Origin of the sequence: Sphingomonas yantingensis, assembly GCF_014199325.1 — a bacterium.
GTDB lineage: Bacteria > Pseudomonadota > Alphaproteobacteria > Sphingomonadales > Sphingomonadaceae > Sphingomonas > Sphingomonas yantingensis.
The window spans coordinates 875,427-900,791 of record NZ_JACIJJ010000001.1 but is presented as its reverse complement, the minus strand read 5'-3'; the positions used below and the strand labels follow the sequence as shown (position 1 = coordinate 900,791).

The 25,365-nt window shown below is 69.4% G+C and carries 26 protein-coding genes; 7 read left to right on the top strand and 19 right to left on the bottom strand.

Annotated features, from left to right (window positions below; genetic code table 11):
• Positions 1-22 precede the first annotated feature (22 nt).
• The 16 genes from FHR19_RS04595 to FHR19_RS04520 form a co-directional block, all read right to left on the bottom strand.
• Positions 23-973, bottom strand: a complete 951-nt coding sequence (locus tag FHR19_RS04595) for a cell division protein FtsQ/DivIB (RefSeq protein WP_184024909.1) — start codon at positions 971-973, stop codon at positions 23-25.
• The gene (locus tag FHR19_RS04590; protein WP_184024907.1) at positions 970-1,938 is read right to left on the bottom strand and encodes a D-alanine--D-alanine ligase; all 969 of its coding nucleotides are present in this window, start codon (positions 1,936-1,938) and stop codon (positions 970-972) included. Before FHR19_RS04590 ends, FHR19_RS04595 begins: the two co-directional genes overlap by 4 nt.
• On the bottom strand, positions 1,905-2,846 hold the full coding sequence (murB, locus tag FHR19_RS04585; RefSeq protein ID WP_343053157.1) for a UDP-N-acetylmuramate dehydrogenase: 942 nt from the start codon (positions 2,844-2,846) through the stop codon (positions 1,905-1,907). Before murB ends, FHR19_RS04590 begins: the two co-directional genes overlap by 34 nt.
• On the bottom strand, positions 2,807-3,004 hold the full coding sequence (locus FHR19_RS04580) for a hypothetical protein (protein ID WP_246359283.1): 198 nt from the start codon (positions 3,002-3,004) through the stop codon (positions 2,807-2,809). The genes murB and FHR19_RS04580 overlap by 40 nt, the downstream gene beginning before the upstream one ends.
• Positions 3,001-4,407 carry a UDP-N-acetylmuramate--L-alanine ligase gene (gene murC, locus FHR19_RS04575; RefSeq protein ID WP_184024903.1) on the bottom strand — a complete coding sequence of 469 codons (1,407 nt, stop codon included), beginning with the start codon at positions 4,405-4,407 and terminating at the stop codon, positions 3,001-3,003. Before murC ends, FHR19_RS04580 begins: the two co-directional genes overlap by 4 nt.
• The gene (murG, locus tag FHR19_RS04570) at positions 4,404-5,540 is read right to left on the bottom strand and encodes an undecaprenyldiphospho-muramoylpentapeptide beta-N-acetylglucosaminyltransferase (protein ID WP_184024901.1); all 1,137 of its coding nucleotides are present in this window, start codon (positions 5,538-5,540) and stop codon (positions 4,404-4,406) included. The genes murC and murG overlap by 4 nt, the downstream gene beginning before the upstream one ends.
• Entirely contained in the window at positions 5,537-6,766 is a 1,230-nt protein-coding gene (gene ftsW, locus FHR19_RS04565) for a putative lipid II flippase FtsW (RefSeq protein WP_246359282.1), read from the bottom strand. Before ftsW ends, murG begins: the two co-directional genes overlap by 4 nt.
• Positions 6,766-8,055 carry a UDP-N-acetylmuramoyl-L-alanine--D-glutamate ligase gene (murD, locus tag FHR19_RS04560; RefSeq protein ID WP_184024898.1) on the bottom strand — a complete coding sequence of 430 codons (1,290 nt, stop codon included), beginning with the start codon at positions 8,053-8,055 and terminating at the stop codon, positions 6,766-6,768. The genes ftsW and murD overlap by 1 nt, the downstream gene beginning before the upstream one ends.
• Positions 8,052-9,122, bottom strand: coding sequence for a phospho-N-acetylmuramoyl-pentapeptide-transferase (gene mraY, locus FHR19_RS04555; protein WP_184024896.1), 1,071 nt, complete (start codon positions 9,120-9,122; stop codon positions 8,052-8,054). The genes murD and mraY overlap by 4 nt, the downstream gene beginning before the upstream one ends.
• Positions 9,110-10,492 (bottom strand): UDP-N-acetylmuramoyl-tripeptide--D-alanyl-D-alanine ligase, encoded by a 1,383-nt coding sequence (locus FHR19_RS04550; RefSeq protein WP_184024894.1) that lies wholly within the window; start codon positions 10,490-10,492, stop codon positions 9,110-9,112. The genes mraY and FHR19_RS04550 overlap by 13 nt, the downstream gene beginning before the upstream one ends.
• Positions 10,489-11,904 carry a UDP-N-acetylmuramoyl-L-alanyl-D-glutamate--2,6-diaminopimelate ligase gene (locus tag FHR19_RS04545; protein ID WP_184024892.1) on the bottom strand — a complete coding sequence of 472 codons (1,416 nt, stop codon included), beginning with the start codon at positions 11,902-11,904 and terminating at the stop codon, positions 10,489-10,491. Before FHR19_RS04545 ends, FHR19_RS04550 begins: the two co-directional genes overlap by 4 nt.
• On the bottom strand, positions 11,904-13,604 hold the full coding sequence (locus tag FHR19_RS04540; protein WP_246359281.1) for a peptidoglycan D,D-transpeptidase FtsI family protein: 1,701 nt from the start codon (positions 13,602-13,604) through the stop codon (positions 11,904-11,906). Before FHR19_RS04540 ends, FHR19_RS04545 begins: the two co-directional genes overlap by 1 nt.
• A complete protein-coding gene (locus tag FHR19_RS04535) occupies positions 13,601-14,245 on the bottom strand; it encodes a hypothetical protein (RefSeq protein WP_246359280.1) in 645 nt (214 codons plus the stop codon). The genes FHR19_RS04540 and FHR19_RS04535 overlap by 4 nt, the downstream gene beginning before the upstream one ends.
• Positions 14,245-15,174, bottom strand: coding sequence for a 16S rRNA (cytosine(1402)-N(4))-methyltransferase RsmH (gene rsmH, locus FHR19_RS04530; protein ID WP_184024887.1), 930 nt, complete (start codon positions 15,172-15,174; stop codon positions 14,245-14,247). Before rsmH ends, FHR19_RS04535 begins: the two co-directional genes overlap by 1 nt.
• Positions 15,171-15,653 carry a division/cell wall cluster transcriptional repressor MraZ gene (locus FHR19_RS04525; RefSeq protein WP_184024885.1) on the bottom strand — a complete coding sequence of 161 codons (483 nt, stop codon included), beginning with the start codon at positions 15,651-15,653 and terminating at the stop codon, positions 15,171-15,173. The genes rsmH and FHR19_RS04525 overlap by 4 nt, the downstream gene beginning before the upstream one ends.
• A 386-nt stretch (positions 15,654-16,039) precedes the next feature.
• On the bottom strand, positions 16,040-16,333 hold the full coding sequence (locus tag FHR19_RS04520; protein WP_184024882.1) for a hypothetical protein: 294 nt from the start codon (positions 16,331-16,333) through the stop codon (positions 16,040-16,042).
• 132 nt (positions 16,334-16,465) lie between these two features.
• On the opposite strand from FHR19_RS04520, the gene FHR19_RS04515 reads away from it, so the two are divergent.
• The 7 genes from FHR19_RS04515 (at position 16,466) to FHR19_RS04485 (ending at position 22,768) form a co-directional block, all read left to right on the top strand.
• A complete protein-coding gene (locus tag FHR19_RS04515; protein ID WP_184024880.1) occupies positions 16,466-17,368 on the top strand; it encodes a DMT family transporter in 903 nt (300 codons plus the stop codon).
• 106 nt (positions 17,369-17,474) lie between these two features.
• Positions 17,475-17,699: a hypothetical protein gene (locus FHR19_RS04510; protein WP_184024877.1), complete on the top strand. Its 225-nt coding sequence runs from the start codon at positions 17,475-17,477 to the stop codon at positions 17,697-17,699.
• Positions 17,700-17,745: 46 nt separating this feature from the next.
• Complete coding sequence (locus FHR19_RS04505; protein WP_184024876.1) at positions 17,746-18,699, top strand: NAD(P)H-dependent flavin oxidoreductase; 954 nt, start codon at positions 17,746-17,748, stop codon at positions 18,697-18,699.
• Positions 18,700-18,751: 52 nt separating this feature from the next.
• On the top strand, positions 18,752-20,434 hold the full coding sequence (locus FHR19_RS04500; protein WP_184024874.1) for a GGDEF domain-containing protein: 1,683 nt from the start codon (positions 18,752-18,754) through the stop codon (positions 20,432-20,434).
• 47 nt (positions 20,435-20,481) lie between these two features.
• A complete protein-coding gene (locus FHR19_RS04495) occupies positions 20,482-20,682 on the top strand; it encodes a hypothetical protein (protein WP_184024872.1) in 201 nt (66 codons plus the stop codon).
• 64 nt (positions 20,683-20,746) lie between these two features.
• A complete protein-coding gene (locus tag FHR19_RS04490; RefSeq protein ID WP_246359279.1) occupies positions 20,747-22,438 on the top strand; it encodes a long-chain-fatty-acid--CoA ligase in 1,692 nt (563 codons plus the stop codon).
• 66 nt (positions 22,439-22,504) lie between these two features.
• A complete protein-coding gene (locus FHR19_RS04485; RefSeq protein ID WP_184024871.1) occupies positions 22,505-22,768 on the top strand; it encodes a hypothetical protein in 264 nt (87 codons plus the stop codon).
• Here FHR19_RS04485 and FHR19_RS04480 read toward each other — a convergent pair.
• From FHR19_RS04480 to FHR19_RS04470, 3 genes are read right to left on the bottom strand one after another with little or no spacing between them, the layout of a single operon-like run.
• Positions 22,765-23,451 carry an N-acetylmuramoyl-L-alanine amidase gene (locus tag FHR19_RS04480; protein WP_184024869.1) on the bottom strand — a complete coding sequence of 229 codons (687 nt, stop codon included), beginning with the start codon at positions 23,449-23,451 and terminating at the stop codon, positions 22,765-22,767. The genes FHR19_RS04485 and FHR19_RS04480 overlap by 4 nt on opposite strands.
• A 41-nt stretch (positions 23,452-23,492) precedes the next feature.
• Positions 23,493-24,329, bottom strand: coding sequence for a CheR family methyltransferase (locus FHR19_RS04475; protein ID WP_246359278.1), 837 nt, complete (start codon positions 24,327-24,329; stop codon positions 23,493-23,495).
• Entirely contained in the window at positions 24,326-25,339 is a 1,014-nt protein-coding gene (locus tag FHR19_RS04470; RefSeq protein ID WP_184025883.1) for a chemotaxis protein CheB, read from the bottom strand. The genes FHR19_RS04475 and FHR19_RS04470 overlap by 4 nt, the downstream gene beginning before the upstream one ends.
• Positions 25,340-25,365: the final 26 nt, after the last annotated feature.

Sequence of the window (25,365 nt, the reverse complement as noted above, 5' to 3'; positions counted from 1 at the left end):
CCTTACCCCCTGAAACCCGCCCCTATTCCGCGTCGCGGGGCAGCGACTTGTCCGCTTCGGCCTGCACCTTGGCATTGGGATCGATCGACGTCGTCCGCTCCAGGCCGCTGGCCTTTCGCATCACCAGATTCTTCGGGATGCGAAGGTCGAAGCGGACATATGGCCCGCCGAGCAGCCGGTCGCGCCCGTCGAGTTCGGCGAACTTGACCAGCGCCGCCTGCCCCTCCGCCTCGCCCGCGGGCAGCATCAGCGTCTCGCCCGACACGAATTGCAGGTCCCAGCGCCGGTCCCCGACCCAGGTCGCGGCACGCACCATGGGTTTCAGCGCGGGCGCGGCATCGATCAGCCGCTCGTATGCCGGCGTCTGCGCATTCGCCCCCTCGCCCACCAGCAGCGGCAGGTTGGGGACGGCGTCGGCGCGAACCGGTTCGAGCAACGTGCCGCCCTCGTCGATCAGCATCAGCTGGCCGTTATTCTGCCAGACCGCGGCGGGCACCCGCTCGACCACGTCGATGACGATCGTGTCGGGCAAGCGGCGCGACACGCGCGCATCGGCGATCCAGCCATAGCGCATCAGCCGCTCGCGCACCTCGTCCAGGTCGACCAGCGCCATCGCCCGCGACCGCTGGTCGAGCGCGACCGAATAGACCGCCATCCGGTCCATGCGCTTGAGGCCCGTCACCTCGACCTGCTCGACGCGAAGGCCCGCGCGCCCCATCCCCTCGGCGATCGCGGTGCCGATCATGCCGGGCACGCCGAAGAAGGTGGCGACGCCGATCGCGGTCCCGCCGATCGCGATGGTGAAGCCCCAGCCGAACACGCGGCGCAGCGTCGCCTCCGACACCGGCACCACCGCGATCATCCGGTCGAGCAGCCCCGCGCGCGGCTTGCGGCCGCCGGGCTTGCGCGTCGTGCCCTTTCCCTTGGGGGCGGGGCGGCGCTGGGCGGTGCGGCGCTGTTCCATCCGGCTCATCCCTGCGCTTCCTGCATCGCTTCGTCCACAATGGCTTGCACCAGTTGCGGGTAGCTCATGCCCCGGTGCCGCGCCTGTTCGGGAACGAGGCTGAGCGGCGTCATCCCCGGCTGCGTGTTGACCTCAAGCAGGAACAGCCCGGCAACGCCCTGGCTGTCGTCCCACCGGAAATCGGAGCGCGACGCGCCCTTGCAGCCGAGCAGGCGATGCGCCTCGACCGCGATCGCCTCGCACGACTGAGCCACGTCGTCGGGGATGTCGGCCGGATAGACATGCTCGGTCAGGCCGTCGGTATATTTGGATTCATAGTCGTAGAAGCCGGTCTTGGGCTTGAGTTCGGTCACGCCCATCGCCCGGTCGCCCAGCACCGCGGTCGTCAACTCGCGCCCGCGGATGAACGGTTCGGCGAGCAGTTCGTCGAACTCGGCCCACGGCCCCTTTGCATCGCGGGCGATCGGGTTGCCGTAATTGCTCTCGTCGGTGACGATCGCGACGCCGACCGAGGAGCCCTCATTGACGGGCTTCAGCACATAGGGGCGCGGCAGCGGGTCGCGCTCGTGCAGCTCCTCGCTCCTGACGATCCGGCCGCCGGGCATGGGAATACCGTGCGGGACCAGCGCCTGCTTGGTCAGTTGCTTGTCGATCGCGATGACCGAGGTGGCGAGACCGCTATGCGTATAGCGCAGCCCCATCAGGTCGAGCATCCCCTGCACGCTGCCGTCCTCGCCAGGCGTGCCGTGCAGCGCGTTGAAGACGAGGTCGGGCTTCGCCTCCGCCAGCCGGAGCGCCACGTCGCGGCCCATGTCGATGCGGGTAACGCGGTGGCCAAGGCTTTCGAGCGCGTCGGCGACACCCGCCCCGCTCATCAGCGACACCTCGCGCTCGGCCGACCAGCCGCCCATCAGGACCGCGATGTGGAGGGGCGATACGCTCACGACGATACTCCTACCCGCTGGATTTCCCATTCCAGCTCGATGCCCGATGCGGCCCTGACGCGGGCGCGCACGTCCTCGCCCAGCGCCTCGATCTCCGCGCTGGTGGCGGTGCCGGTGTTGATGAGGAAATTGGTGTGCTTTTCCGAAACCTGCGCGCCGCCCAGCGTCAGGCCGCGGCAGCCGGCCGCATCGACCAGCGCCCACGCCTTTTCGCCCGGCGGGTTCTTGAAGGTCGAGCCACCGGTCTTGGTGCGCAGCGGCTGCGAGGCCTCCCGCGCGGCGGCGATGCGGTCCATTTCCGCCTGGATCGCTTGCGGCGCGGCGGGTTCGCCGCGGAAGGTGGCGGACACGACCACCGCGCCATCGGGCAGGTTGCTGTGACGATAGGTGTAGCCGAGGTCGGCGTTGACGAGCGTCACCCGCTCGCCCGAGCGGAGCACCACCTCGGCCTCGACCAGCACGTCCTTCACCTCGCGGCCATAGGCGCCGCCGTTCATGCGAACGAAGCCGCCGACGGTGCCGGGGATCGAGCGCAGGAATTCCACGCCGCCGATCCCTGCGTCGCGCGCGGTCGAGGATACGAGAATACCGCTCGCCCCGCCGCCGCATCTGAGCGTCGTCTCGTCCAGCCGCTCGACGCTGGCAAATGGCTTGCCCAGCCGCACGACGACGCCCGGCACGCCGCCGTCGCGGACGATCAGGTTCGAGCCAAGGCCGAGCGCCATCACCGGCACCGCGGGGTCGAGCGCGGCGAGGAACGCCGACAGGTCGTCCACATCCGCCGGCTCGAACAGCCACTCGGCCGCGCCGCCCGCCTTGAACCAGACGAGCGGGGCGAGCGGGGCTTGGCGTGTCAGCCGGCCACGCACCGCGGGCAGCGAGGGGGCGAGCGCCGTCGTCACCGCTTCCCGCTCCAGAACTGCATCCAGGCCTGCCACGCGGCGAGGTTCGCCTCGGCCGCCTTGGCGGTCGCTTCCTGCGCGGCGATCAGCGGCGCGGCGCTGTTCAGCGCCTGCCGCCCCGCCTCGACCTGCGCGCGCTGAGCGCGAAGGATCTCGCGCTGCATCTCGATCGCGGTGGAGAACCAGTCGCTCATGCCGGCACCGCCCGGATCGCATCGGCAAGGCCCGCGGCCCATTTCGTGATGTCGCCCGCGCCGAGGCAGATGACCTGATCGCCGGCGCGCAGATCGCCCGCCAACGCCGCGGCCAGCGCATCCGCGCCGCCGATCGCCTGGGCCGAGCGATGCCCGCGCTGGCGGATGCGCTCGGCCAGCGCCTCTGCATCGACGCCCTCGACCGGCGCCTCGCCGGCGGCATAGACGGGCGCGACATAGACGATGTCGGCGTCGTTGAAGGCCTGCGCGAACTCGTCCATCAGGTTGCCGAGCCGGCTGTAGCGATGCGGCTGGACGACCGCGATCACCCGGCCCTGCCCGCTCTCTCGCGCGCCGGCGAGCACCGCGCGGATCTCGACCGGGTGGTGGCCGTAATCGTCGATGATCGTCGCCCCGAAGACTTCACCTACGCGGGTGAAGCGCCGCTTGACGCCGGTGAACGCGCCGAAGCCCTTTTCGATCGTCCTGTCGTCGATGCCGAGTTCCAGCGCCACGGCGATCGCCGCCAGCGCGTTCTGGACATTGTGGCGGCCGGGCATCGGCAGCTCGATATTCTCGATCGACCGCTGGGCGCCGTCGCGGCCGCGCACGATCGCCTCGAACCGGTTGCCGCCCGCGTGCGGCGTCACGTTGACGCCGCGCACGTCCGACTGCGCGGAGAAGCCATAGGTGACGATCCGCCGGTCGCGCACGCGCGGGATGATCGCCTGCACCTCCGGGTGGTCGAGACAGAGCACCGCCGCGCCGTAGAAGGGCACGTTCTCGACGAACTCGACAAACGCGTCCTTCACCCGGTCGAAGCTACCGTAATGATCCAGATGCTCAGGGTCGATGTTGGTGACGATGGCATAGGTGCCGTCGAGGCGCAGGAAGCTGCCGTCGCTCTCGTCCGCCTCGACCACCATCCAGTCGCTTTCGCCGAGGCGGGCGTTGGAGCCGTAGCTGTTGATGATGCCGCCGTTGATGACCGTGGGATCGACGCCGCCGGCATCGAGCAGCGCCGCGACCATGCTGGTCGTCGTCGTCTTGCCGTGCGTGCCCGCGACCGCGATCGTCGATTTGAGCCGCATCAGCTCGGCGAGCATCTCGGCGCGGCGGACGACGGGGATGCGCTCGTTGAGCGCCGCCTCGACCTCAGGATTGCCGCGCTGGATCGCGGTCGAGGTGACGACGACCGCGACGCCCTCGACGTTCGCCGCGGCATGGCCGATGGTGACGGGGATCCCGCGCGAGCGCAGCCCCTCGACCACATAGCCCTCGGCCACGTCGCTGCCCTGCACGCGGTAGCCCAAATTGTACATCACCTCGGCGATGCCCGACATGCCGATGCCGCCGATCCCGACGAAATGGATCGTGCCGATATCGGTCGCGACCCCCCTCATGCCGGCACCACCAGCGGGCGCGGCGCACCGAGCAGCGAGGGCGCGTCGATATGCTCGACCAGATCGGCGAGCGCGGCGGCGGCTTGGGGGCGCCCGCACGCTTTTGCGCGCGCGGCGGCGTTGGCGAGGGACTGGGGCTCGAGCCCGAGCTTCTGCATCTGCTTGGCGAGTTCCTGTGCGGTAAAGGCGCCTTGCGCGATCGTGCGGGCGCCGCCCGCCAACGTGATCTCGCGCGCATTGGCGGTCTGGTGGTCGTCGGTTGCGCTTGGCAGCGGCACAAGGATGGCGGGGCGGCCCGCGGCGGTCAGCTCGGCGATGGTCGAGGCACCCGCCCGCGCGATCACCACATGCGCCCAGGCCAGCCGCTCGGGCAGGTCGGGCAGATAGGTGGCGGTCTCCGCCGGGATGCCGTGCTCGGCATAGCGCTGGCGCACGCCGTCGATATCCTCGGGCCGCGCCTGATGCGTCACCTGTAGCCGCGCACGGAAATGCGGGGGCAAGAGCGCGAGGCCGTCGGGCACCACGTCGCTGAGGATGCTCGCCCCCTGGCTGCCGCCGGTGACGAGGACGCGGAAGATGCCCTCCTCGTCCAGTTCGGGATAGGGCCGGTCGCGCAGCTCGAGCACGGAATCGCGCACCGGGTTGCCGATCAGGTGGACCTTGCGCTCGTGCGACTGCTTCAGCCGCTCGACATCGGCATAGCTGGTGGCGATCGCATCGACCTTGCCCGCCACCAGCCGGTTGACGCGGCCGAGCACGGCGTTCTGTTCGTGGACGATCGTCGGGATCTTCAGTTTGAACGCCGCCGCCAGCGCCGGAAACGCGGGATAGCCGCCGAAGCCGATCACCGCGGCAGGCTTGAAGCTGCGATAGAGTTCGACGGCCATCGACCGGCCGGCGAGCATCTTGCGCCCCGCCTTCATCCAGCCGAGCGGCCCGCCCGACAGCCGCCCCGCGGGCAGCACGTGCGTCTGCACCCCGTCGAACAGGCCGGGGAAGCGCACGCCGCGCTCGTCGCTGACCAGCGCGACGTGATGGCCGCGGCGCATCAGTTCGGCCGCCAGCGCGGCGGCGGGGACCATGTGGCCGCCGGTACCCCCGGCGGCGAGAACGTAATGACGCGGAATGCTCACGGACGATTCAACCTGACGCTATAGGGCGATCGCTTCAGATACGGGTTCCGGCGCGTGAAGGCGAGCAGCAGTCCGAAGCCGATCGACAGCGCGATCATCGACGACCCGCCATAGCTGATGAAGGGCAGCGTCATCCCCTTGGACGGGGCGATGCCGGTGTTGACCGCCATGTTGATGAGCGCCTGAAGCCCGAACTGGACCGCGAGGCCCGAAGCGGCGAAGAGGCGGAACGCATCCTCCTCGTCCAGCAGCTTGACGAACACGCGCACGACGAGCGCGAGGAACAGCGCGGCGATGATCATGCACGCGATCAGCCCGAACTCCTCGCCGATCACCGAATAGATATAGTCGGTGTGCGCCTCGGGCAGCTTGAACTTGACGATGCCGCCGCCAGGCCCGGTGCCGGTGAAGCCACCGCCGGTGATGACCGCATGGGCCATGTCGGTCTGGTAATGATCCGACATCGCCTTGTCGGGATCGGGGAACAGGAACGCGTCGATGCGCATGCGCGCGGTGTTGTAGAGGAAATAGGCCGCGACGATCCCGCCAAGGCCCACGCCGCCCAGCGCGCCGATCACCTTGGGGCTGGTGCCCGCGATCAGTAGCATCGTCACCCACACGGTCACGAACACCACCGTCTGCCCGAAATCGGGCTGGAGCATCAGCAGTCCGCCGATCAGGCCGGTGAGCGCCATCGTGATCGGGAAGAGCGGCAGGTCGGGATCGCGCGCGCGCAGCGACAACAGCCACGCGATGGCGACGACGAAGAAGGGCTTCAAAAACTCCGACGGCTGGAACTGCGTGAAGCCGAGGCCGATCCAGCGACGCGCGCCATTCTTCTCGTCGCCGATGAACGGCACGATCGCCAGCAGCACCAGCATGATCCCCGCGCCGGTCAACGCAAAGCGGCGCGCGACCAATGTCGGCATCATCGACACGACCAGCATCACCGGGATCGACAGAAACACCCATATCGCCTGGCGGTAGAAATAATACATCGGCGGGAAGGACTTGGCGGTATCGGAATAGCGGACCGCCGAGGCCGGGCTGGCCGCCGCGACGGCGACGAGGCCGATGCCGATCAGGAGCAGCGCGAGGAGAAGGAGAACGCGGTCGATCTCCCAGAACCAGAGGCCGAGCGGTGAGCGATTGCCGCGGCCGAGCCGCTCCTCGACCTTGCCGCGCAGGCCCCTGCCCCCCGCTTCGCTGCGCATGACGTCGGTCATCAGAGCTTCTCCACGAGGGCCGCGAACGCGTTTCCGCGCGCGGCATAATCGGCGAACTGGTCGAACGAGGCGCAGGCCGGCGACAGCAGCACCGTCTCGCCGGGCTTGGCCGCCTGCGCCGCTGCGCCGACGGCGGTGCCGAGCGTGCCGCAGGGCGTCACCGGAAAGGCTTCGGGGCCAAGCAGACGGTCGAAGAGCGGCCCCGCTTCGCCGATCGTGTAGGCGGCGACGACATGGGCGAAGCCGGGGCGGCAGGCCTCAAGGCTGTCGGACTTGGCGACGCCGCCGAGGATCCAGTGGACGCGATCGAAGGCGCGAAGCGCGGGGGCGACCGATTCGGGGTTGGTCGCCTTCGAATCGTCGACGAAGCGGACGCCGTGCTTCACCGCGACGGTGCGGGTACGGTGGGGCAGCCCCTCGAAACTGGCGAGGCCCGCGTCGATCGCCGCATTGCTCACGCCCAGCGCCTCGCACGCGGCGATTGCGGCGAGCGCGTTCTGCGCGTTGTGCGGGCCTTGCAGCGCGGGCCAGCGCGACTGGTCCATGCAGACGCCGGGCGCGATCTTCGTCAGGTCCTCGGCACGGCCCGAACGGGCGACCTGCCTGGCGATGGCGGCGGAGGCCTCGTCGCCGATGCCGATAATCGCCGCTTGCCCCGCCGACTGCATCGCGAACAGCCGCGCCTTGCTCGCGGCATAGGCGTCGAACCCGTCATAGCGGTCGAGATGATCGGGGGTGATGTTGAGCAGCACCGCCACGTCGCAGTCGAGGGTCTGCGTCAGGTCGATCTGGTAGCTCGACAGCTCGAGCACGTAGACGCCGCCCTCGGGAAGCGGCGCCTGACCGAGGATCGGCAGGCCGATGTTGCCGCCCATCAAGGTGCGCACGCCCGCGGTTTCGAGGATGTGGTGGATCAGCGCGGTCGTCGTCGACTTGCCGTTGGTGCCGGTGATGCCCACGACCTTGTGCGAGGGCAGCTCGGCGCGCGCCTGAGCGAAGAGTTCGATGTCGCCAATGACGGACACGCCAGCCGTCTTCGCCTGCGCGGCGATTGGGTGGGCGTTGAGCGGCACACCGGGCGACACGACGACGCCGGCGTAGCCCGTGAAGTCGGTGTCCTCGATCGGCTGGATCGTCGCACCTTCGACCGTTTCACGCTTCGCCGCGTCGCTGTCCCATGCCGTCACCTCGGCGCCGCTAGCGACCAGCGCGCGGACCGTCGCCGCTCCCGACCGCGCAAGGCCGAGAACCGCGAAGCGCTTGCCGGCCCAGGCGGTCAAGCGGATCACCGCAGCTTCAACGTCGACAAGCCGGCGAGCGCCAGCACGAGGCTGATGATCCAGAAGCGGATGACGACGGTGGGCTCCGACCAGCCGAGCTGCTCGAAATGGTGGTGGATCGGGGCCATGCGGAACACGCGCTTGCCGGTACGCTTGTAGAAGAAGACCTGGATGATGACGCTCATCGCCTCCATCACGAACAGCCCGCCGATGATGCCGAGCACGATCTCGTGGTGCGCGGTCACCGCGATCGCGCCCAGCGCGCCGCCGAGTGCGAGGCTACCGGTGTCGCCCATGAAGACCGCGGCGGGGGGCGCGTTGAACCACAGGAACGCCAGCCCCGCCCCCGCGATCGCGCCGCAAAACAGCGCCAAGTCCCCCGCGCGCGGCACGTGCGGGATGCCGAGATAGTTGGAATAGATCGCGTTGCCGGCGAGATAGACGATGACCATGAACGCCACGCTGGCGATGATGACCGGCATCGTCGCGAGGCCGTCGAGCCCGTCGGTCAGGTTCACCGCATTGCCGAACGCGACGATCGTGAATGCCGCGAACACGATGTAGAAATAGCCGAGATCGACCGAGAAGCTGGAAAAGAACGGGACGTAGAGCATCGTCCCGTTCTGCTGCGTGATGATCCAGCCGGCGATACCAGCGATCGCGAACTCCGCGAGCAGCCGCGTCCGCCCCGACACCCCCGCGGTCGAGGCCTTTCGCACCTTGTCATAGTCGTCGAGGAACCCGATCAGCCCGAAGCCCAGAGTCACGAACAGGCAAGCCCAGACGAAGGGGTTGGTGAGGTCCATCCAGATCAGGATCGACAGCGTCATCGCCGTCAGGATCATCAGGCCGCCCATCGTCGGCGTGCCGCGCTTGGCAAGATGGCTCTGCGGGCCGTCGGCGCGGATCGGCTGACCCTTGCCTTGGCGGATGCGCAGCCAGCCGATGAACTTCGGCCCGATGATGAGGCCGATGACCAGCGCCGTCGCCACCGCCCCGCCGGTGCGGAACGACAGATAGCGGACGACGTTGAGGGCGCCGGGGAAGCCGAGATATTCGGCGATCAGATAGAGCATGGTTGCCTGGCCCGGATGAGCCCTGCGACCACCGCCGACAGTCCCACCCCGTTCGATCCCTTGACGAGCACCGCGTCCCCAGCGGCCAGCACCGCAGTGAGCGCCTCGCCCGCATCGGCGGCGCGCGGCACATGCACGAAGTCGATCCGCCCCTCAAGCGCCTTGGCGAGCGGGGCCATCCCCTCGCCCACCAGCACGGCGTAATCCACGCCCGCTTCGGCGATCGGGTCGGCAAGGCCGGCGTGATAGGCGGCGCCGTCATCACCCAGCTCGCGCATCTCGCCCAGCACCGCGAGGCGGCGGGCGGCCGGGGTGTCGGCCAGCACCTTCAGCGTCGCGCGCATCGAGGCGGGGTTGGCGTTGTAGCTCTCGTCGATCAGCCGCGCGGTGCCCTCGCCCACCGCCACGTCGGTCTGCGCCCCGCGCCCGGCGAGGCCGCCGAGTTCGGCGAGCGCCAGTCCCGCCTGGGCGAGGTCGCCGCCCGCAGCATCGACCGCGGCGAGCACCGCCATCGCATTGGCGACCCAGTGTGCGCCCGGCTGGCTGAGCGTGAAGCTCAATTCGCGGACGCCGACCTTCGCGACGACGAAGCTGCCGCCCGCCGCGGGCATTACCTCGATCGCGCGCACGTCGGCGCCCTCGTTCAGGCCGAAGGTCACGATCCGCCCGGCATGAGGCCGCGCCGCCTCGATCAGGCGGTCGCGATAGGGGCTGTCGAACGGCACGATCGCGGTGCCGCCGGGCTCCAGCCCCTGAAAGATCTCGCCCTTGGCATCGGCGATCGCCTCGACCGAGGGGAAAAAAGCGGTGTGCGCGGGGGCGATCGTCGTGACGATAGCGATGTGCGGGCGCACGATCCGGGTGAGCGCAGCGAGTTCGCCCGCGTGGTTCATGCCCATCTCAAACACGCCGAACCGGGTCGCGCGCGGCATCCGCGACAGGCTGAGCGGCACGCCAGTATGGTTGTTGTAGCTCTTGACCGATTTGTGCGCCTCGCCCGGCTCGATCCGGTCGAGGGCTGCGTGGAGTGCTTCCTTCGTCCCGGTCTTGCCCGCCGAGCCGGTGACGCCGATGATCGTCGCGGTCGTCCGCGCGCGGCTGGCGCGGGCCAGCGCCTCCAGCGCGGTAGTGGTGTCGGCGACCCGGACGTGCGGGAGGTCGACGGGCTGCGACACGATCGCCCCGGCTGCCCCCTGGGCGAACGCCTGCGCCACGAAGCGGTGGCCGTCGGTGCTTTCCCCGGTCAGCGCGACGAACAGGTCGCCGGGCCCGACCTCGCGCGAATCGAAGGCGACGCCGGTGACGGCGAAGTCGCCGTGCACTTCGCCGCCCGTCGCCGCCGCGATTTCCGCCGCGGTCCAGAGGCTCACGCCGCGCACTCCCGCGCGACGGTTACGTCGTCGAAGGGGAGGACGAGGTCGCCGACGATCTGGCCCTGTTCGTGCCCCTTGCCCGCGATCAGCACGATGTCCGTAGCGCCGGCCTGCTCGATCGCCGCGCGGATCGCCGCGCGTCGGTCGCCGATCTCGGTCGCGTTGGGCGCACCCTTCAGCACCTCGCGGCGGATCGCGGCGGCATCCTCGGTCCGGGGATTGTCGTCGGTGACGATCACCACATCGGCACCGCGCGCCGCCGCCTCGCCCATCGGCTCGCGCTTGCCGGTATCGCGGTCGCCGCCTGCGCCGAACACGACGATCAGCCGCCCCTCGGCATGGGGCTTCAGCGCGGCGATCGCCGCCTCCAGCGCGTCGGGGGTATGGGCATAGTCGACATAGACCGGCGCGCCCGACGCGGCGATCGCCGCACGCTCCAGCCGCCCGCGTACCGGCTGAAGCCGCGCGAGGCCCGCCAGCGTCGCCGCCACCTCACCCCCAGTCGCGATGACAAGGCCGGCAGCGGTCAGCGCGTTCGCCGCCTGATAGGCGCCGATCAGCGGCAGCTTGACGACATGCGCGCGCCCATCCGCCTCGATCGTCAGCGTCTGGCCGAGCAGGCTCGGTTCGCGCTTCGTCAGGCGCAGCGTGTCGCCATGCTCGCCCACGGTGATGAGCCGATTGCCGCGCGTGCGGGCAAGGTCGATCACGCGTTCCGAATGCGGATCGTCGACCCAGACGACGGTGGTGCCGGCGTCGTCGAGCACCTCGGCGAACAGCCGCAGCTTGGCGGTGAAATACTCCGCCATGTCCTTGTGATAGTCGAGGTGATCGCGGCTCAAGTTGGTGAACGCCGCCGCGCTGACGGGCAGCCCCTGCGTCCGGTATTGCGACAGGCCGTGACTGGAGGCCTCGAACGCCAGATGCGTGACCCCCTCGCGCGCGAGGCCCGCGACGTTGGACAGGAAGGTCACGACGTCGGGCGTCGTCAGTCCCGTCGACACGCGGTCGTCGGCGGTCGTCACGCCCAGCGTGCCGATCGAGGCGGCATGATGCCCCGCCATCCGCCAGAGCTGGCGCGTCATCTCGACGGTCGAGGTCTTGCCGTTGGTGCCGGTGACCGCCGCGGTGACGGCCGGGAACGGCGCGAAGAAGCGGGCGGCGAGGTCGGCGAAGCACGCGCGTGGATTGTCGGCGGCGATGTGGACCGCGCCCTCCACTCGCACCTGCGGCCGCGCGACAACGGCGATCGCCCCGGCGGCGACCGCGGCCTCGACATAATCCTCGCCGTTGACGCGCATCCCCTCAAACGCGCCGAAGATGGTGCCCGGCGCGACCTTTCGGTGGTCGATCGCGAAGCCCGTGACGACGCCCTCGTCGGCGGTTTCGATCAGATTGCCCAGCCGCATCAGTGCGCTTTCTCGCCCGCGCTGCGCCAGATCAGCGGCATCAGCGCGCTCACGTCCACGTCGCGGTCCATTTCGGGAACGACACCCAGGATCGGGCCGGTGCGTGAGATGACGCGGCTGACCACCGGGGCGGCGGTCCAGGCGGCGGTGGTGAGGCCGAAGCTTTCGGCGTTCCCCTTGGGCGAGTCGAGCATGACGATCACCACATAGCGCGGTGCGTCCATCGGGAAAGCCGCCGCGAAGGTCGAGACGTTGATCTTCTTGCTGTATCCGCCCGCGCCCGGCTTTTCGCCGGTGCCGGTCTTGCCGCCGACGCGGTAGCCCGGCGCCTCGCCCTTGCGGCCCGTCCCTTCGAGCACGATCAGGCGCATCATCGCGCGCATCTTGGCGCTCGTCGCCTCGCTGAACACGCGTCGGCCTTTGGACGCATGGCCCGGCTCGACCTTGCGCAGCGTCGCCGGGCGCCAGGTGCCGCCGTTGACGAGCGCGGCATAGGCGCTGGCCAGGTGAAGCGGCGTCACCGCGATGCCGTGGCCGTACGCGGTGGTCAGCGTCGTCGCCCGGCCCCAGCTGCGCGGCCAGAGCGGGCGTGCCTTCTCGATCTCGATATCGGGCGCGGTGTCGAAGCCGACCTTGCGGAACAGATGCTCCATTCGTGCCTGTCCCATCTCGTCGGCGATGCGCGCGGTGGCGATGTTCGACGAATAGATCAGCAGCTCGGGCATGTTGAGCCAGCGGCGCTGCGCATGGTCGTCGCGAATGTGGAAGCGGCCGATCGGGACCGGCGCGGTCGCATCGACGCGGCGCGAAATGTCGGAAACGACGCCGCTGTCGATTGCCTCGGCCACGGTCAGGGGCTTGAACACCGACCCGAGTTCGTAGACCGACTGGGTGACGTTGTTCATCAGGCCGGCGCCGCCACGTGTCAGCTTGTTGGGATTGAAGCTCGGCAGCGACGCCATCGCGCGTACCTCGCCGGTCGCCACGTCGAGGATGACGCCAGCCGCGCCCGCGGCCTGGAACGCCGCCATCGATCGGCCGAGCTCGCTCTCCAGCGCACCCTGCACGCGCAGGTCGATCGACAGCGGCACCGGCCGCCCGCGCATCGCCGGGTTGGTGAGCTCGGCATCGAGCACCTTCTCCATGCCCGAGATGCCGTGGCCGTCGAAATTCAGGCTACCGAGCGTGTGCGCGGCCAGCGTCGTCTGCGGATAGAGCCGCTCGGGCTCGCGCGCGAAGGCGATGCCGGGTTCACCGAGCGCATTCACCGCGTTGACGAGTTCGGGCAGCGCGCGGCGGCGCAGATAGGTGAAGGAGGAGCCGGCGTTCAGCGCCTTGTAGTAGTAACCCGCGTCATGCTCCGGCATCAGTACCGCCAGCTGATCGGCGAGCTGCAGCTTGTCGCCGATCACCTTGTCGGGATGCACGCCGATCGACCAGGCATCGATCGTGCGCGCCATTGCTGTACCGTTGCGGTCGACGATATCGCCGCGGATCGGCACCAGCGCGGCGGCGGCATCGTGGCTCGACGCCGGCTCCGCCAGCGCGCCGAGCATGGCGAGCCGGCCGAGCACGAGCGTGATCCCGGCGGCGAAGATCAGCATCAGCACCATCAGCCGCGCATGCGCGGTCTGTACGAGGGCCTGCTGCCCGCCCGCCTTGCGACGATCGGGCGTTCCGGGGGCGACGAGGACGATCAACGTTTGACCGTGCGTTCGGCGCGCGCGCCGCGGGCGAGGTCGCCGAGCGTCGTGTCGCTAAGCAGCGCAGAGTCGAGCATCGCCACCGCCTGCGCCTTGCGGACCGGCTTGGCGGGCTTGGTCGTGACCATCGCGCGGGCGGGCGTCGCGGGCGCGGCGGCGGCGAGCGCGACGGGGGCCGGCGCGCGGCGCGCGGGCTCGGCCGGCGCAGCGGCGGGCTTGGGCTGAGCCGCGGCCGGGGCGGGGGCGCCGGCGACCGCGGCGGCGGGGACGACCGGCGGGATCGTGTTCTGCGCATAGCCGGCGGGGACGATATAGCTGGCCGGGCGGACCGCGCCCTCACCCGCGGGACCGAAGTGGAGCTGGGCCAGCGCCTCTTCGCTCGCGACATACTGGTCGGGGCGCGGCGCGGCGAGCGCGAGGACGTCGCCATTCCACCGCTCCAGCTGGGCCAGGTTGGCGCGCGTCTGGAACTCGGTCTCCAGGTCGCGGATGTCGCGGCGCGCGGTCAGGATCGAGCGTTCGAGCGTTTCCACCCGCGCCCGCTCCGCCGCGACCCAGCTCGAGACGAGGTAACAGGGCGGCGCCACCAGCACGCCGCAGACGAACCAGCCGAACCCCTTCAATCGCTTGGTCGCCATCATTGCCCTCCATTTGCGGACCAGGCCGCCGCCGTCGTCCGCCGTGCCACGCGCAGGGTCGCCGAGCGGGCGCGCGGATTGCGCGCCAGTTCGGCCTCGCCCGGGCGCACGGCGCGCGCGGGCGGCTCGAAACTGGGTGCCCGCGGCGCGGTGGCCGCCGGGCGATGGCGCGAACCGGCGGGCTCGCCGCCCGACCGTTCGCGCAGGAAGCGCTTGACCATCCGGTCCTCCAGGCTGTGGAACGTCACTACCGCCAGCCGTCCGCCGGGCTTCAGCGCCCGCTCCGCCGCGGCCAGCCCCTCGGCCAGTTCGTCGAGCTCGGAATTGAGATGAATCCGGATCGCCTGGAAAGTCCGCGTCGCCGGATCCTTCTTGTCGTGCGGCCGATAGCCGAGCGCACGGCGCACCACCGCAGCGAGCTCGCCCGTCCGCGCGATCGGCCGCGCGGCGACGATCGCACTGGCGACGCGGCGCGAGCGCGGCTCCTCGCCATAGCGGAACAGCACGTCGGCGATCGCGCCCTCGTCCGCCTCGTTCAGGAAATCGGCGGCGCTCATGCCCGACTGGCTCATCCGCATGTCGAGCGGGCCGTCGGCCTGGAACGAGAAGCCGCGCTCCGCCCGATCGAGCTGCATCGAGGAAACACCGATATCCATGACCACGCCGTCGACCGGCCCGGCGATGTCGAGCGCGGAGAAAGGCGATTCGACCAGGCGCAACCGCCCGTCGCTCGCGTCCACCAACCCCTGCCCCTCGCGGATCGCGTCGGGGTCGCGGTCGAAGGCGACGACGCTTGCCCCCGCCGCCAGCATCGCGCGGGTATAGCCGCCCGCGCCGAAGGTCGCGTCGATGTGCGTCTCGCCGGGAACGATGGCGAGACCCTCGATCACTTCGTCGAGCAGGACGGGGATATGCGGCGCGGCGGTCACAGCGCCACCTTCTTCGCTGCGGCATAATAGCGGCAGCGCTCTTTCAGATCCTCGTCGTCATGGTCGCTGGCGACGAGCACGTCGGGTGCCCAGATCTGGAAGGTGTCGCCGTCGCCAACGAAGAACGCCCAGCGCTTAATCGACGCGCGGTCCTTCTCGAAGCCGGGAATGACGAAGCGGCCGTTGGCGTCATAGGTCGCCTTCTCGGCGCGCATCGCGCGGCGCTCCGCCGATTCGTCAAAGACTTGTCCAGCCGCCTTGGCAATGCGCGCGAGGTTGTTCAGCCGCTCGTTGAGCTCCTGCGCCCAGCCCGCGTCATAGCAGACGAGACACGGCAGCGTCGGGTGGCGGGCGATCAGCACCTGCTTCGCCGGGGAATTGCCGTCCAGCGTTTCGCGCAGGTCGGCGGGGATCGCGACGCGACCCTTGTCGTCGACCGACTGCAGCGAAAAGCCGTGAAAGAGGTCCCTGTTCGACACGCACATCCCTTTGGAAGGCGCACGACCCCAGCCGTTCCGAAAACCAACCCAATGGCCCCGGTCGAATCCGAACGACAAAAAGGAGTGTGCCCCCTGCGATGTTGGTAACAGAGCGGCCGTTCGCGTTCAATCCAATAACCCCCACTTGACCCCAATTTTCCCCACTGATCTACATGTTTGTGGTTTGTTCCGCCCAAGTTCAGCCAAAGCTTCCATTGATCGACATTGCTGATCGAGATCGGCGCGAGGGAGGGGGAACGGAGAAGAGCAGGACGGAGCGGGATCCCGGCTCAAGGCCGGGATGACGTGCGTGGGTAGGTTATGCCTCCAACAAAACACGTCACCCCGGACTTGATCCGGGATCCCGCTTCTTCTTTGTTTTCGGCTTAAGGCTTGGGCGCGCCGGGATTCGGCGGCTGCTCGACGACGGTCACGTTGACCGGCTCGGCTGCCGACTTGCTCGGCGCGACGCCCAGTTCGGCGAGCGGCTCGTCGACGACGGCGGCCTCGGCGGCAGGGCTCGGCAGGGCGCCGGTCAAGTTGGCGACCACTTCGGGCCGGGCGGCGCCCGCCGCCTCGACCGGGGCATCGCGATCCACGGCGCTGAAGATCGCACCGGCGATGCCGATCAGCAGCACGACCGCCGCCAGCCCGGTCAGGGCGACGCGAAGCCGCTGCATCGTCTGCTGGGGATCTGGGAGTTGCGACCGCATCTTTGCGCCCAAGCTAACGCCTGTCGGGCGGCTTGTCGACAGGGCGCCCCGGCCCGCCGCGCATTGCATCGCCGGCCGTGCGCGCCCAAGACGCGCGCGATGGATCGCCCCGCCCCCGCCTTCTCACCGATCCGCGCCTACGCGATGCTGGGGCTCGTCATGCTGCTGTGGGCCGGCAACTCGATCGTCGGGCGTGCGATTCGCGAGGATGTCGCGCCGCTCACGCTTGCGCTGATGCGCTGGAGCGGTGCGCTCGCGATCGTGCTGCCCTTCGCGTGGCGATCGCTGTCGCGCGACCGGGCGGTCATCGCCGCCAATTGGCGCATCCTGCTGCTGCTCGGCCTGCTCGGGATCGCGGCGTTCAACGCGCTCCTCTATTCGGGGCTTGCCGCGACCACCGCGAGCAACGCCCTGTTGCTACAGGCCGCGGTGCCCGCCGCGGTGCTGGTCGTCGACCGGCTGGGCTTCGGCATTCGCGCGCGCGGGATCGAGGTGGCCGCGGTGGTGGTCGGCAGCCTGGGCGTCGCGCTGATCGTCTTTCGCGCCGATTGGGCGACGCTGATCGCCTTTCGCCTCAATCCCGGCGATGCGCTGATCCTGGCCAGCGTAGTCGTCTGGGCACTCTACACCTCGCTGCTGCGCAAACGCCCGGCGATCGCGCCGGCAAGTTTCCTTGCTGTCACCTTCGCGATCGGCGTCGCGGCGATGCTGCCCGCCGCCGCGACCGAATGGGCGCAAGGCCACGGCATCCGCCCCGGCCCGCGGGCATTCGCGGGCGTCGCCTATGTGGCGATCTTTCCCTCGACGATCGCCTATGCGCTCTACAACCGCGCGGTCATGGCGATCGGCCCGGCAAGCGCGGGGCGGACGATCGCGCTGCTGCCGCTGTTCGGGGCGCTGCTCGCCGCGCTGCTGTTGGGCGAGCCGCTCTACGCCTATCACGCAGTCGGGATGGCAATGATCCTGACCGGCATCCTCCTGCCGCTCGCGCGCCGGACGTGACGAACCATCGCCGCGGTGCGGCGAAACGCGGCGCGCGAGGTTGAAGCGTTAACCATTTGCGAATATCGACGGGGCGAAACCACGCGGGGGCGGGGCCAGATCGATGATGCTTGAAATTGCCGTTTTTCTGTACGGGCTGTGCGCGGGCCTGGTGCTGATGATCGCGAGCCGGAATCAGCGTGAGGCGCGGCCGAATCCGGCGGTCGTCACGGCCATGGGCTGGGGCCTGTTGTCGATGTCGTCGGTGCTGGCGCTGCTGCTCGCCACGGTCGCGATGGCGATGGCGATGGGCGCGCACGGCCCGATGCTCGAGATGCTCGCCGCGCGCTGACCGGACACGGCTGGACAGCCATATCGGTTGCGCTATGAAACGGTTCATGGCGCTTCCTCCTCTCTTCGACCGTCTGCGGCTGCCGATCGTGGCAAGCCCCATGTTCATCGTCTCCGGCCCGGAGCTGGTCATCGCCCAGTGCAAGGCGGGGATCGTCGGCTCTTTCCCGGCGCTCAACGCGCGGCCGCAGAGCCTGCTCGACGAGTGGATGCACCGCATCACCGAAGAACTCGCCGCCTGGGACCGTGAGAACCCCGACCGGCCATCCGCGCCCTTCGCGGTCAATCAGATCGTCCACAAGTCGAACGACCGGCTGGAAGCGGACCTCGAAACCTGTGCGAAATGGCGGGTGCCGATCGTCATCACCTCATTGGGCGCGCGTGAGGAACTCAACACCGCGGTTCATGGCTGGGGCGGCATCACGCTGCACGACGTGATCGATGACCGCTTCGCGCACAAGGCGGTGGAAAAGGGCGCCGACGGCCTGATCCTCGTGACGACCGGCGCAGGCGGCCATGCCGGGCGCCTCAATCCCTTCGCCTTCGTGCAGGAAGTGCGCGACTGGTTCGACGGGCCGGTGCTGTTGTCCGGCGCAATCGCCAATGGCGGTGCGGTGCTGGGCGCACAGGCGGCGGGCGCGGACCTTGCCTATATCGGATCGCCCTTCATCGCCACGGTCGAGGCGAATGCCGACCCTGCGTACAAGCAGGGGATCGTCGAGGGCCGCGCCGACGATATCGTCTACACCAACCTCTTCACGGGGGTGCACGGCAACTATCTCAAGCAATCGATCGTCGCCGCGGGTCTCGATCCCGACAATCTTCCCGAGAGCGATCCGAGCAAGATGAACTTCGGCTCGGGCGGCGGGGCCAAGGCGTGGCGCGATATCTGGGGCTCGGGCCAGGGGATCGGCGCCGTGCGGGCGGTCGAGACCGTGGCGGACCGCGTCGACCGCCTCGCTGCCGAATATGCCGCGGCACGGGCGCGCCTGCTCGGCTGAGCAACAAAGTTACGTTTACGTCACGTTTATTACCCGCTGCCATGGTGTCGGCATGGGGTGCGGGAGAATCTGGCTTGCGGCGCTGCTCTGTGCGCTGGCGGCTTGGTGGCCGGCTGCGGCCACGGCGCAGGTCGGGCTGAGCGGCCCGGCACTGCGCATCTGTCTTGCCCCCGTCCGGCCGGGCGAAACGCTGGGCGACCTGCTCGCCGGCCGTATTCCGCTCGATTGCCAGGGGCGGCAGACGCGATACGGCGCGGGCAATTTCTGGGCGGCGACCGGGCCGCTCGACATCCCGGTCGCCGACGGGCGCATGCGGCTTCGCAACGCGAGCATGTGGCAGGCGCGGCAGACGATCGGCATCGTCCATGCCAGCGGGCGGATCGACTGGATCGTCGCCGACACCCGCGACCTGACCCGCCATGTCCAGCTCGGCGCGATTATCGAGTTCGCGATCCCCGCCGATCCATCGCCGGTGGTCCGCATCGTCTGGCGGATCGAGGGCGCGGGCAATCGCCGCGGGGTCATCAACGGCGTCCAGATCGTCAGCGAGCGCGAGAGCGACCGCTCGAACCTCTACATGGGCACGCTCTATGCCGCCTTTGCCGGGCTGGCGATCGCGCTGCTGATCTTCAATTTCGCGCTGTGGCGCGCGCTGAAGCACCCGTTTCAGCTCGCCTATTGCCTGATGCTGGCGCTGCTTCTGTCCTACGCGCTGTCCAGTTCGGGGCTGTTGGCATGGCTGGCGCCGGGGATCGACAACAACAACCGGCTGCGCATCAACTACATGATGCTGTCGGCCTCCGCGGGCGCCGCGCTCTTGTTCGCGCGCACCTATTTCGAGGCGCGGGTGTTCGAGGGTGGGCTGGGGCGCGTCGTCGATGCGGTCGTCGTCGCGATGTTCGCGGTCGGCATCGGCGTGGCGCTGTTCGCCCATCGCTGGATGGTGGAGCTCGACCTCGCCTTCTCGATCACCTGCGGTTCGCTGATCGCGGTCATCCCCGCGATCGTGTGGCAGGCGTTCGCGAAGAAGAGCCAGTTCATCTGGATGTTCTCGCTCGCCTGGGCGACGCCAATCGCGATGGCCGCGATGCGGATCGGACAGGCGATGAACCTCGTTGCCTGGAACTTCTGGCTCGACAATTCGACGCTGATCGCGATGGCGGTGGAAGCGCTGCTGTCGAGCCTTGCCATCGCCTATCGCATCCGCCTGTTGTCGGCGGAGCGCGACCGCGCGGTCGAACAGGCGGCGGTCGACCGGCTGCTGGCCGCCACCGATCCGCTCACCGCGCTGCTCAATCGCCGCGCGTTCCTGAACCACGCGATCGGGCGCGAGGGGCGCCAGCAATTGCTCCTCCTCGACATCGACCATTTCAAGCAGGTCAACGAAACCCTCGGCCATGACGGCGGCGACGAGGTGCTGCGCGTCGTGGCGCGTGTGCTGCGAACCGGGGTGCCGGAGGGCACGCTGGTCGCGCGGCTGGGCGGCGAGGAGTTCGCGCTGGTCGCGGACGCCGCCACGCCGATCGATCCGCGCGCGCTGCTCGCGCGGCTGCGCGCAACGCGGATGCCGTTCGACTATGCCGTTACCGCCAGCGTCGGCGCGTGCATGGGGCCGCTCGCCACCGACATCGACTGGAAGCGGTTGTATCAGAGCGCCGACCGCGCGCTGTTCGAAGCGAAAGCCGGCGGCCGCGATCGTGCAAGGATCGTCGAAGGGCTCGCCGCCGTCGCCTGAACGCGCTATACCCGCGGCGAAACGATCCGACGGAGCCGACCCTTCTGATGCAGCGCCGCCGCCTTGCCCTCGGCCTCTCCGTCCTCGCCTTTGCGATCCTGATCGCGGTGAAGCCGCCGATCGGGCAGCTGCGCCTGTCGCTCGACACCGATCCGGACAGCGGCCCCGCCCGCGCCGAGGCCGCGATCGAGATCGGCACCATCGCCGTCAGCATCCTGTTCCGGCAGGCCGAGCGCCGGGTGCGCTGAAACAAATCATTTCCCGCCCGGGCAGCCGGTTGACGCGCACGTCAACCTGCTTACACTCGTGTAAATGACAGAAACTGGAGAGGTCTGGCGGCAGCATTACCGCCATCCGGGCGAATGGGACCGCCCCTTCCCGCCCGAGACGATGATCGCGCTGTTCGAGGCGTCGGCCGCGGCGAACGGCCCGCGTCCGCTCATCGATTTCCTGGGGCGCAAGTTCAGCTATGCCGAGACGCTGGACGGCGCCAACCGCGTCGCCTGCGGCCTTGCCGCGCTCGGCTACGGCCCCGGCGACCGGATCGGGCTGTTCCTGCCCAACGTGCCGCATTACCTCGCGGCCTATTACGGCATCCTCAAGCTGGGCGCGACGGCGGTCAATTTCTCGCCGCTCTACACCGTCGACGAACTGGCGCATCAGGTCGCCGATTCGGGCACGCGGCTGCTGTTTACCCTCTCGGCCACGGCATTGCTGCCGACCGCGCTCAAGGTGCTGGAAAAGTCGGCGCTCGAGCGGCTGGTCGTGGGCTCGGTCGCCGGCGCGCTGCCCGCGACCAAGTCGGTGCTCTATCGCTGGTTCAAGGCCAAGGAGATCGCCGAAAAGCCCACCGACTCGCGGATCATCGCCTTTTCCAGGCTGATCGCTAACAAGGGCGCGTGCTCGACCCCGCCGCTCGATCCCGAACGCGACCTTGCGCTCATCCAGTATACCGGCGGCACGACCGGCGTGCCCAAGGGCGCGATGCTGAGCCACCAGAACCTGTCGGCGAATGCGCGGCAGGTGGCGCTGCTCGATCCGCAGATGGGCAAGACGACCGATCGCATCCTCGGCGCGCTGCCGATGTTCCACGTCTTCGCCAACACCTGCGTCCTCAATCGCACGGTGGTGACGGGGGGCGAGATCGTCCTGCTGCCGCGCTTCGACGCAGGGCAGGTACTGGCCGCGATCCAGCGGACCAAGGCGACCGCGCTGCCCGGCGTGCCGACGATGTATCGCGCGCTGCTCGACCATCCGAAGCTCGCGCAGACCGATCTGTCGAGCCTGCGCATCTGCATCTCGGGTGGTGCGCCGCTGCCCGCGGAATTGAAGGAGAAGTTCGAGGCGGCGACCGGCGCGACGCTGATCGAGGGCTATGGCCTGTCCGAAAGCTCGGGCGTCGTCTCCGCCAACCCTTACGAAGCGGAGGGCAAGGCGGGTACGATCGGCCAGCCGCTCGCCGCCACGCGCGTGTCGCTGGTGGACAAGGAGGACCCGTCCCGCCCCGCCCCCGACGGCGAGCCGGGCGAGATCGTCATCGCCGGGCCGCAGATCATGTGCGGTTACTGGCAGCGGCCCGACGCCGACGCGGAAGTGTTCGTGACCGACGCCGCGGGCACCCGCTGGCTGCGCACCGGCGATGTGGGCACGATCGACGCGGACGGCTTCATCCGCATCGTCGACCGGCTGAAGGACATGATTGCGGTCGGCGGGTTCAAGGTGTTCCCCAGCCAGATCGAGGCGATCCTCTATCATCACCCCGCGGTGCGCGAGGCGCTGGTGATCGGCATGCCCGACGCGTACCGCGGCGAGGTACCGCGCGCTTACGTCACGCTGGAGGCGGAAAGCGACGCGACCGGCGAGGCGATCCGCGACTGGCTCAATCCGCAGCTCGGCAAGCACGAGCGTGTGGACGAGGTGGTCGTGCGGCTGGCGCTGCCCAAGACGATGATTGGCAAGCTCAGTCGCAAGGACCTGGTGAAGGAAGTGATGGCGGAGGCCTGACACGCTCCGCACGCCCGGCGATGATTGGCTGTATCGGTCTCGAAGCGATGTGATACCCTGATCTTCATGCGCAATGAGGAGGATCGCTTTCACCGAGTGGTCGGCTGGATCGCCGGGGTTGGCGGCCTCTTGCTGATCGGGCTTCCGGTCCTGGCGGTTGTCGCGATCGGCGACTGTCAGGCGCGGGACGCTGCCGAGATCGATGCGTGCCGCGATAAGCAGCGGGCGCTATTCCTGTCTCTGCTGGTCGCCATTCCGCTCGCCTCGGCTGCGCTCGGCTGGTCGATGTGTCGGCTCAGCAGGCTTTTCGACGCGGCCGATTCCCGCTAATCCCCCTGCGGCTGGGGAAGCAGCAGCGCCAGCAGGATCATGCGGCACTCCGCGTCCATCTCGCCGTCGATCATCTCGGGGCGGAAGCGGCGCTGGAAAGCACGGATCGCGGCGCGCGGCTCGCTCACGTCATAGCCGAAGCGTTCGAGCGCGAGGAGGAAGCTTGCCTCGTTCCAGTGCGGATCCATCAAACCGCGGGTCGGGCGCGGGAGCGCGAGGCGCAGGCGCGAGAGGCTCCACCACGGAAACAGCTCGCCAGGGTCCTTCTTGCGGGTAGGGGCGATGTCCGAATGGCCGACGACGTTGCCGCGGGTAATCGAATAGCGATCCTTGATCGCGGCGACGAGGCGGATGACCGCGTGGACCTGCGCCTCGGGAAAGTCGCGATAGCCGAATTCGTGGCCGGGATTGACGATCTCGATCCCGATCGAGGCGGAATTGACGTCCTTGACGCCCCGCCAGTGCGAGCGGCCGGCGTGCCAGGCGCGCTTGTCCTCGTCCACCAGCGCGAAGACGGTGCCGTCCTCCTCGACCAGATAATGTGCCGATACCTTGGCCTCCGGATCGCGCAGGCGCGCGAGCGCGGCCTCGCCCGTCTCCATGCCGGTATAATGGAGCACGATCATGCTGATCGGCAGCGCACGCGCGTCGTAATTCGGCGATGGGGCCTCTACCGGCTGCATGACGCCTGATTGCGGCGCGCGCGCCGGCAACGCAAGGGGCGTCAGGCGGTGCGGCGTGCCGGTTCGGCGATGGCGTAGAAACCGCGCCAGTCGCGGCTGGGCTCCAGCCGGTCGGTCTGGCCGATCACCGTCTCCCCCGCGCCCAGCACCAGCAGGCCACCGGGCCGCAGCGCGCAGGATAGCGCATCGAGCACCTTCGCGCGCATCCCCGCGTTGAAATAGAGCAGCACGTTGCGGCACAGGATGATGTCGAACCTGCCCGGCAGGACGGGATCGCTGGCAAGGTTGAGGCGGCGATAGCGGATGCGGTCGACCAGATCGCTCTTGGCCACCCAATCCTCACCCACCGGATCGAACCATTGCATCAGCCGCCGGATCGGCAGGCCGCGCTGCACCTCGAACTGCGAATAGCGGCCCGCGCGGGCACGGACGAGCGCGCCGTTCGACACGTCTGTCGCCTGGATATCGGGCATGTCGCCGCCGCGCTCGGCGAACAGCATCGCGAGGCTCAGCGGCTCCTGCCCCGTCGAGCAGCCGGCGGACCAAATGCGCAGCCGCCCGCCCTCGTTCGGCATCGCCGCCGCCGCCTCGACCACCTGTTCGAGGACGCCGGCATCGCGGAAGAAGCTCGTCTCCTGATTGAGCAGCGCCTCGACCACCGCATCGGCGAGGCTGGGGTCGCGCGCGCCGAGCAGCGCACCGACCAGCTCGTCGAAATCGGCCAGCCCGCGCTCGCGCAGCAGCGGTTTCAGCGTCGCATCGAGCCGCCACGAGCGGTTCGGCGCAAGCTGCTGCCCCGTCCGCTGTTCGAGCAGCGCGGCGATGATTCCCGTCGCGCCCACGCGCGGCGCGGCGGCGGGCATCGGCCTCAGCGTCATCGGCGACCTCCGAAGCGTTGGTTGAGCGCTCGCCCAATCGCCTCGGGCGGCAGCGCGGCGCGGGCAAGGCCGGCGGCGACGACCGCGCCGGGCATTCCCCAGACGACTGAGCTTTCCTGATCCTGCGCGATCAGCGCGCCGCCGGTCGCGACGATCCGCTCGGCCCCGATCGCGCCGTCGCGGCCCATGCCGCTCAGCACCACGGCAAAGGCATCGGCGCCGAACACGCGCGCGACGCTGTCGAACATCGGATCGACCGACGGCATGCAGCCGCTGGCGGACTTGGCGCGGTCGAGGCGAAGGACATGGCCATCGGTCATCGGCGCGCAGACAAGATGGGCGTCGCCGGGCGCGACATAGACATGGCCGTGCCGAACCCGCATCCGATCCTCGGCGACGAGGCAGGGGCGGCGAGCCATCGCGCTCACCTGCGCGGCGAAATAGGGCATGAAGGACGCCGGCAGATGCTGGGTGATGAGGATCGGCGCGTCGCAGCTCGCATCGAGCGTACCGAAGAACCGGCCGAGCGCGTGGATCCCGCCGGTCGAGGCGCCGATCGCGACGATGCGCGGCGGATCGCGCTGCGGACCGATCGCGACAGGGGCGTCGCTCGGCCGCACCGACGGCGCAATATCGTCGGTGAGGCGGGCGACCCGCTCTTCCAGCGCCTGTGCGAACTGGCCCGCGAGCACGCCCGCGCTCGGCTTGACCAGCGTATCGGCCGCGCCGAGCGCGAGGGCGCGCAGGCTCGCCTCTGCCCCAGGCGCGCTGGTCGAGGAAACGATGAGAACGCGCGCACCGGCACCCGCGCGCAGGATCTCGGGCAGCGCGGCCAGCCCGCTCTGGCCCGGCATCTCGATGTCGAGGAGGATCACGTCGACCCGCTCGCGCGCCAGCAGGTCGAGCGCGCCGCGGGCATCCCCCGCTTCCACGACGTCGCAGCGCCCGCCGCCCTCGATGATCCGGCGCAGCACCGCGCGCGCGACGATCGAATCGTCGACGATCAGCACCCGCGGACGGGCCGCCTTCACTGTCC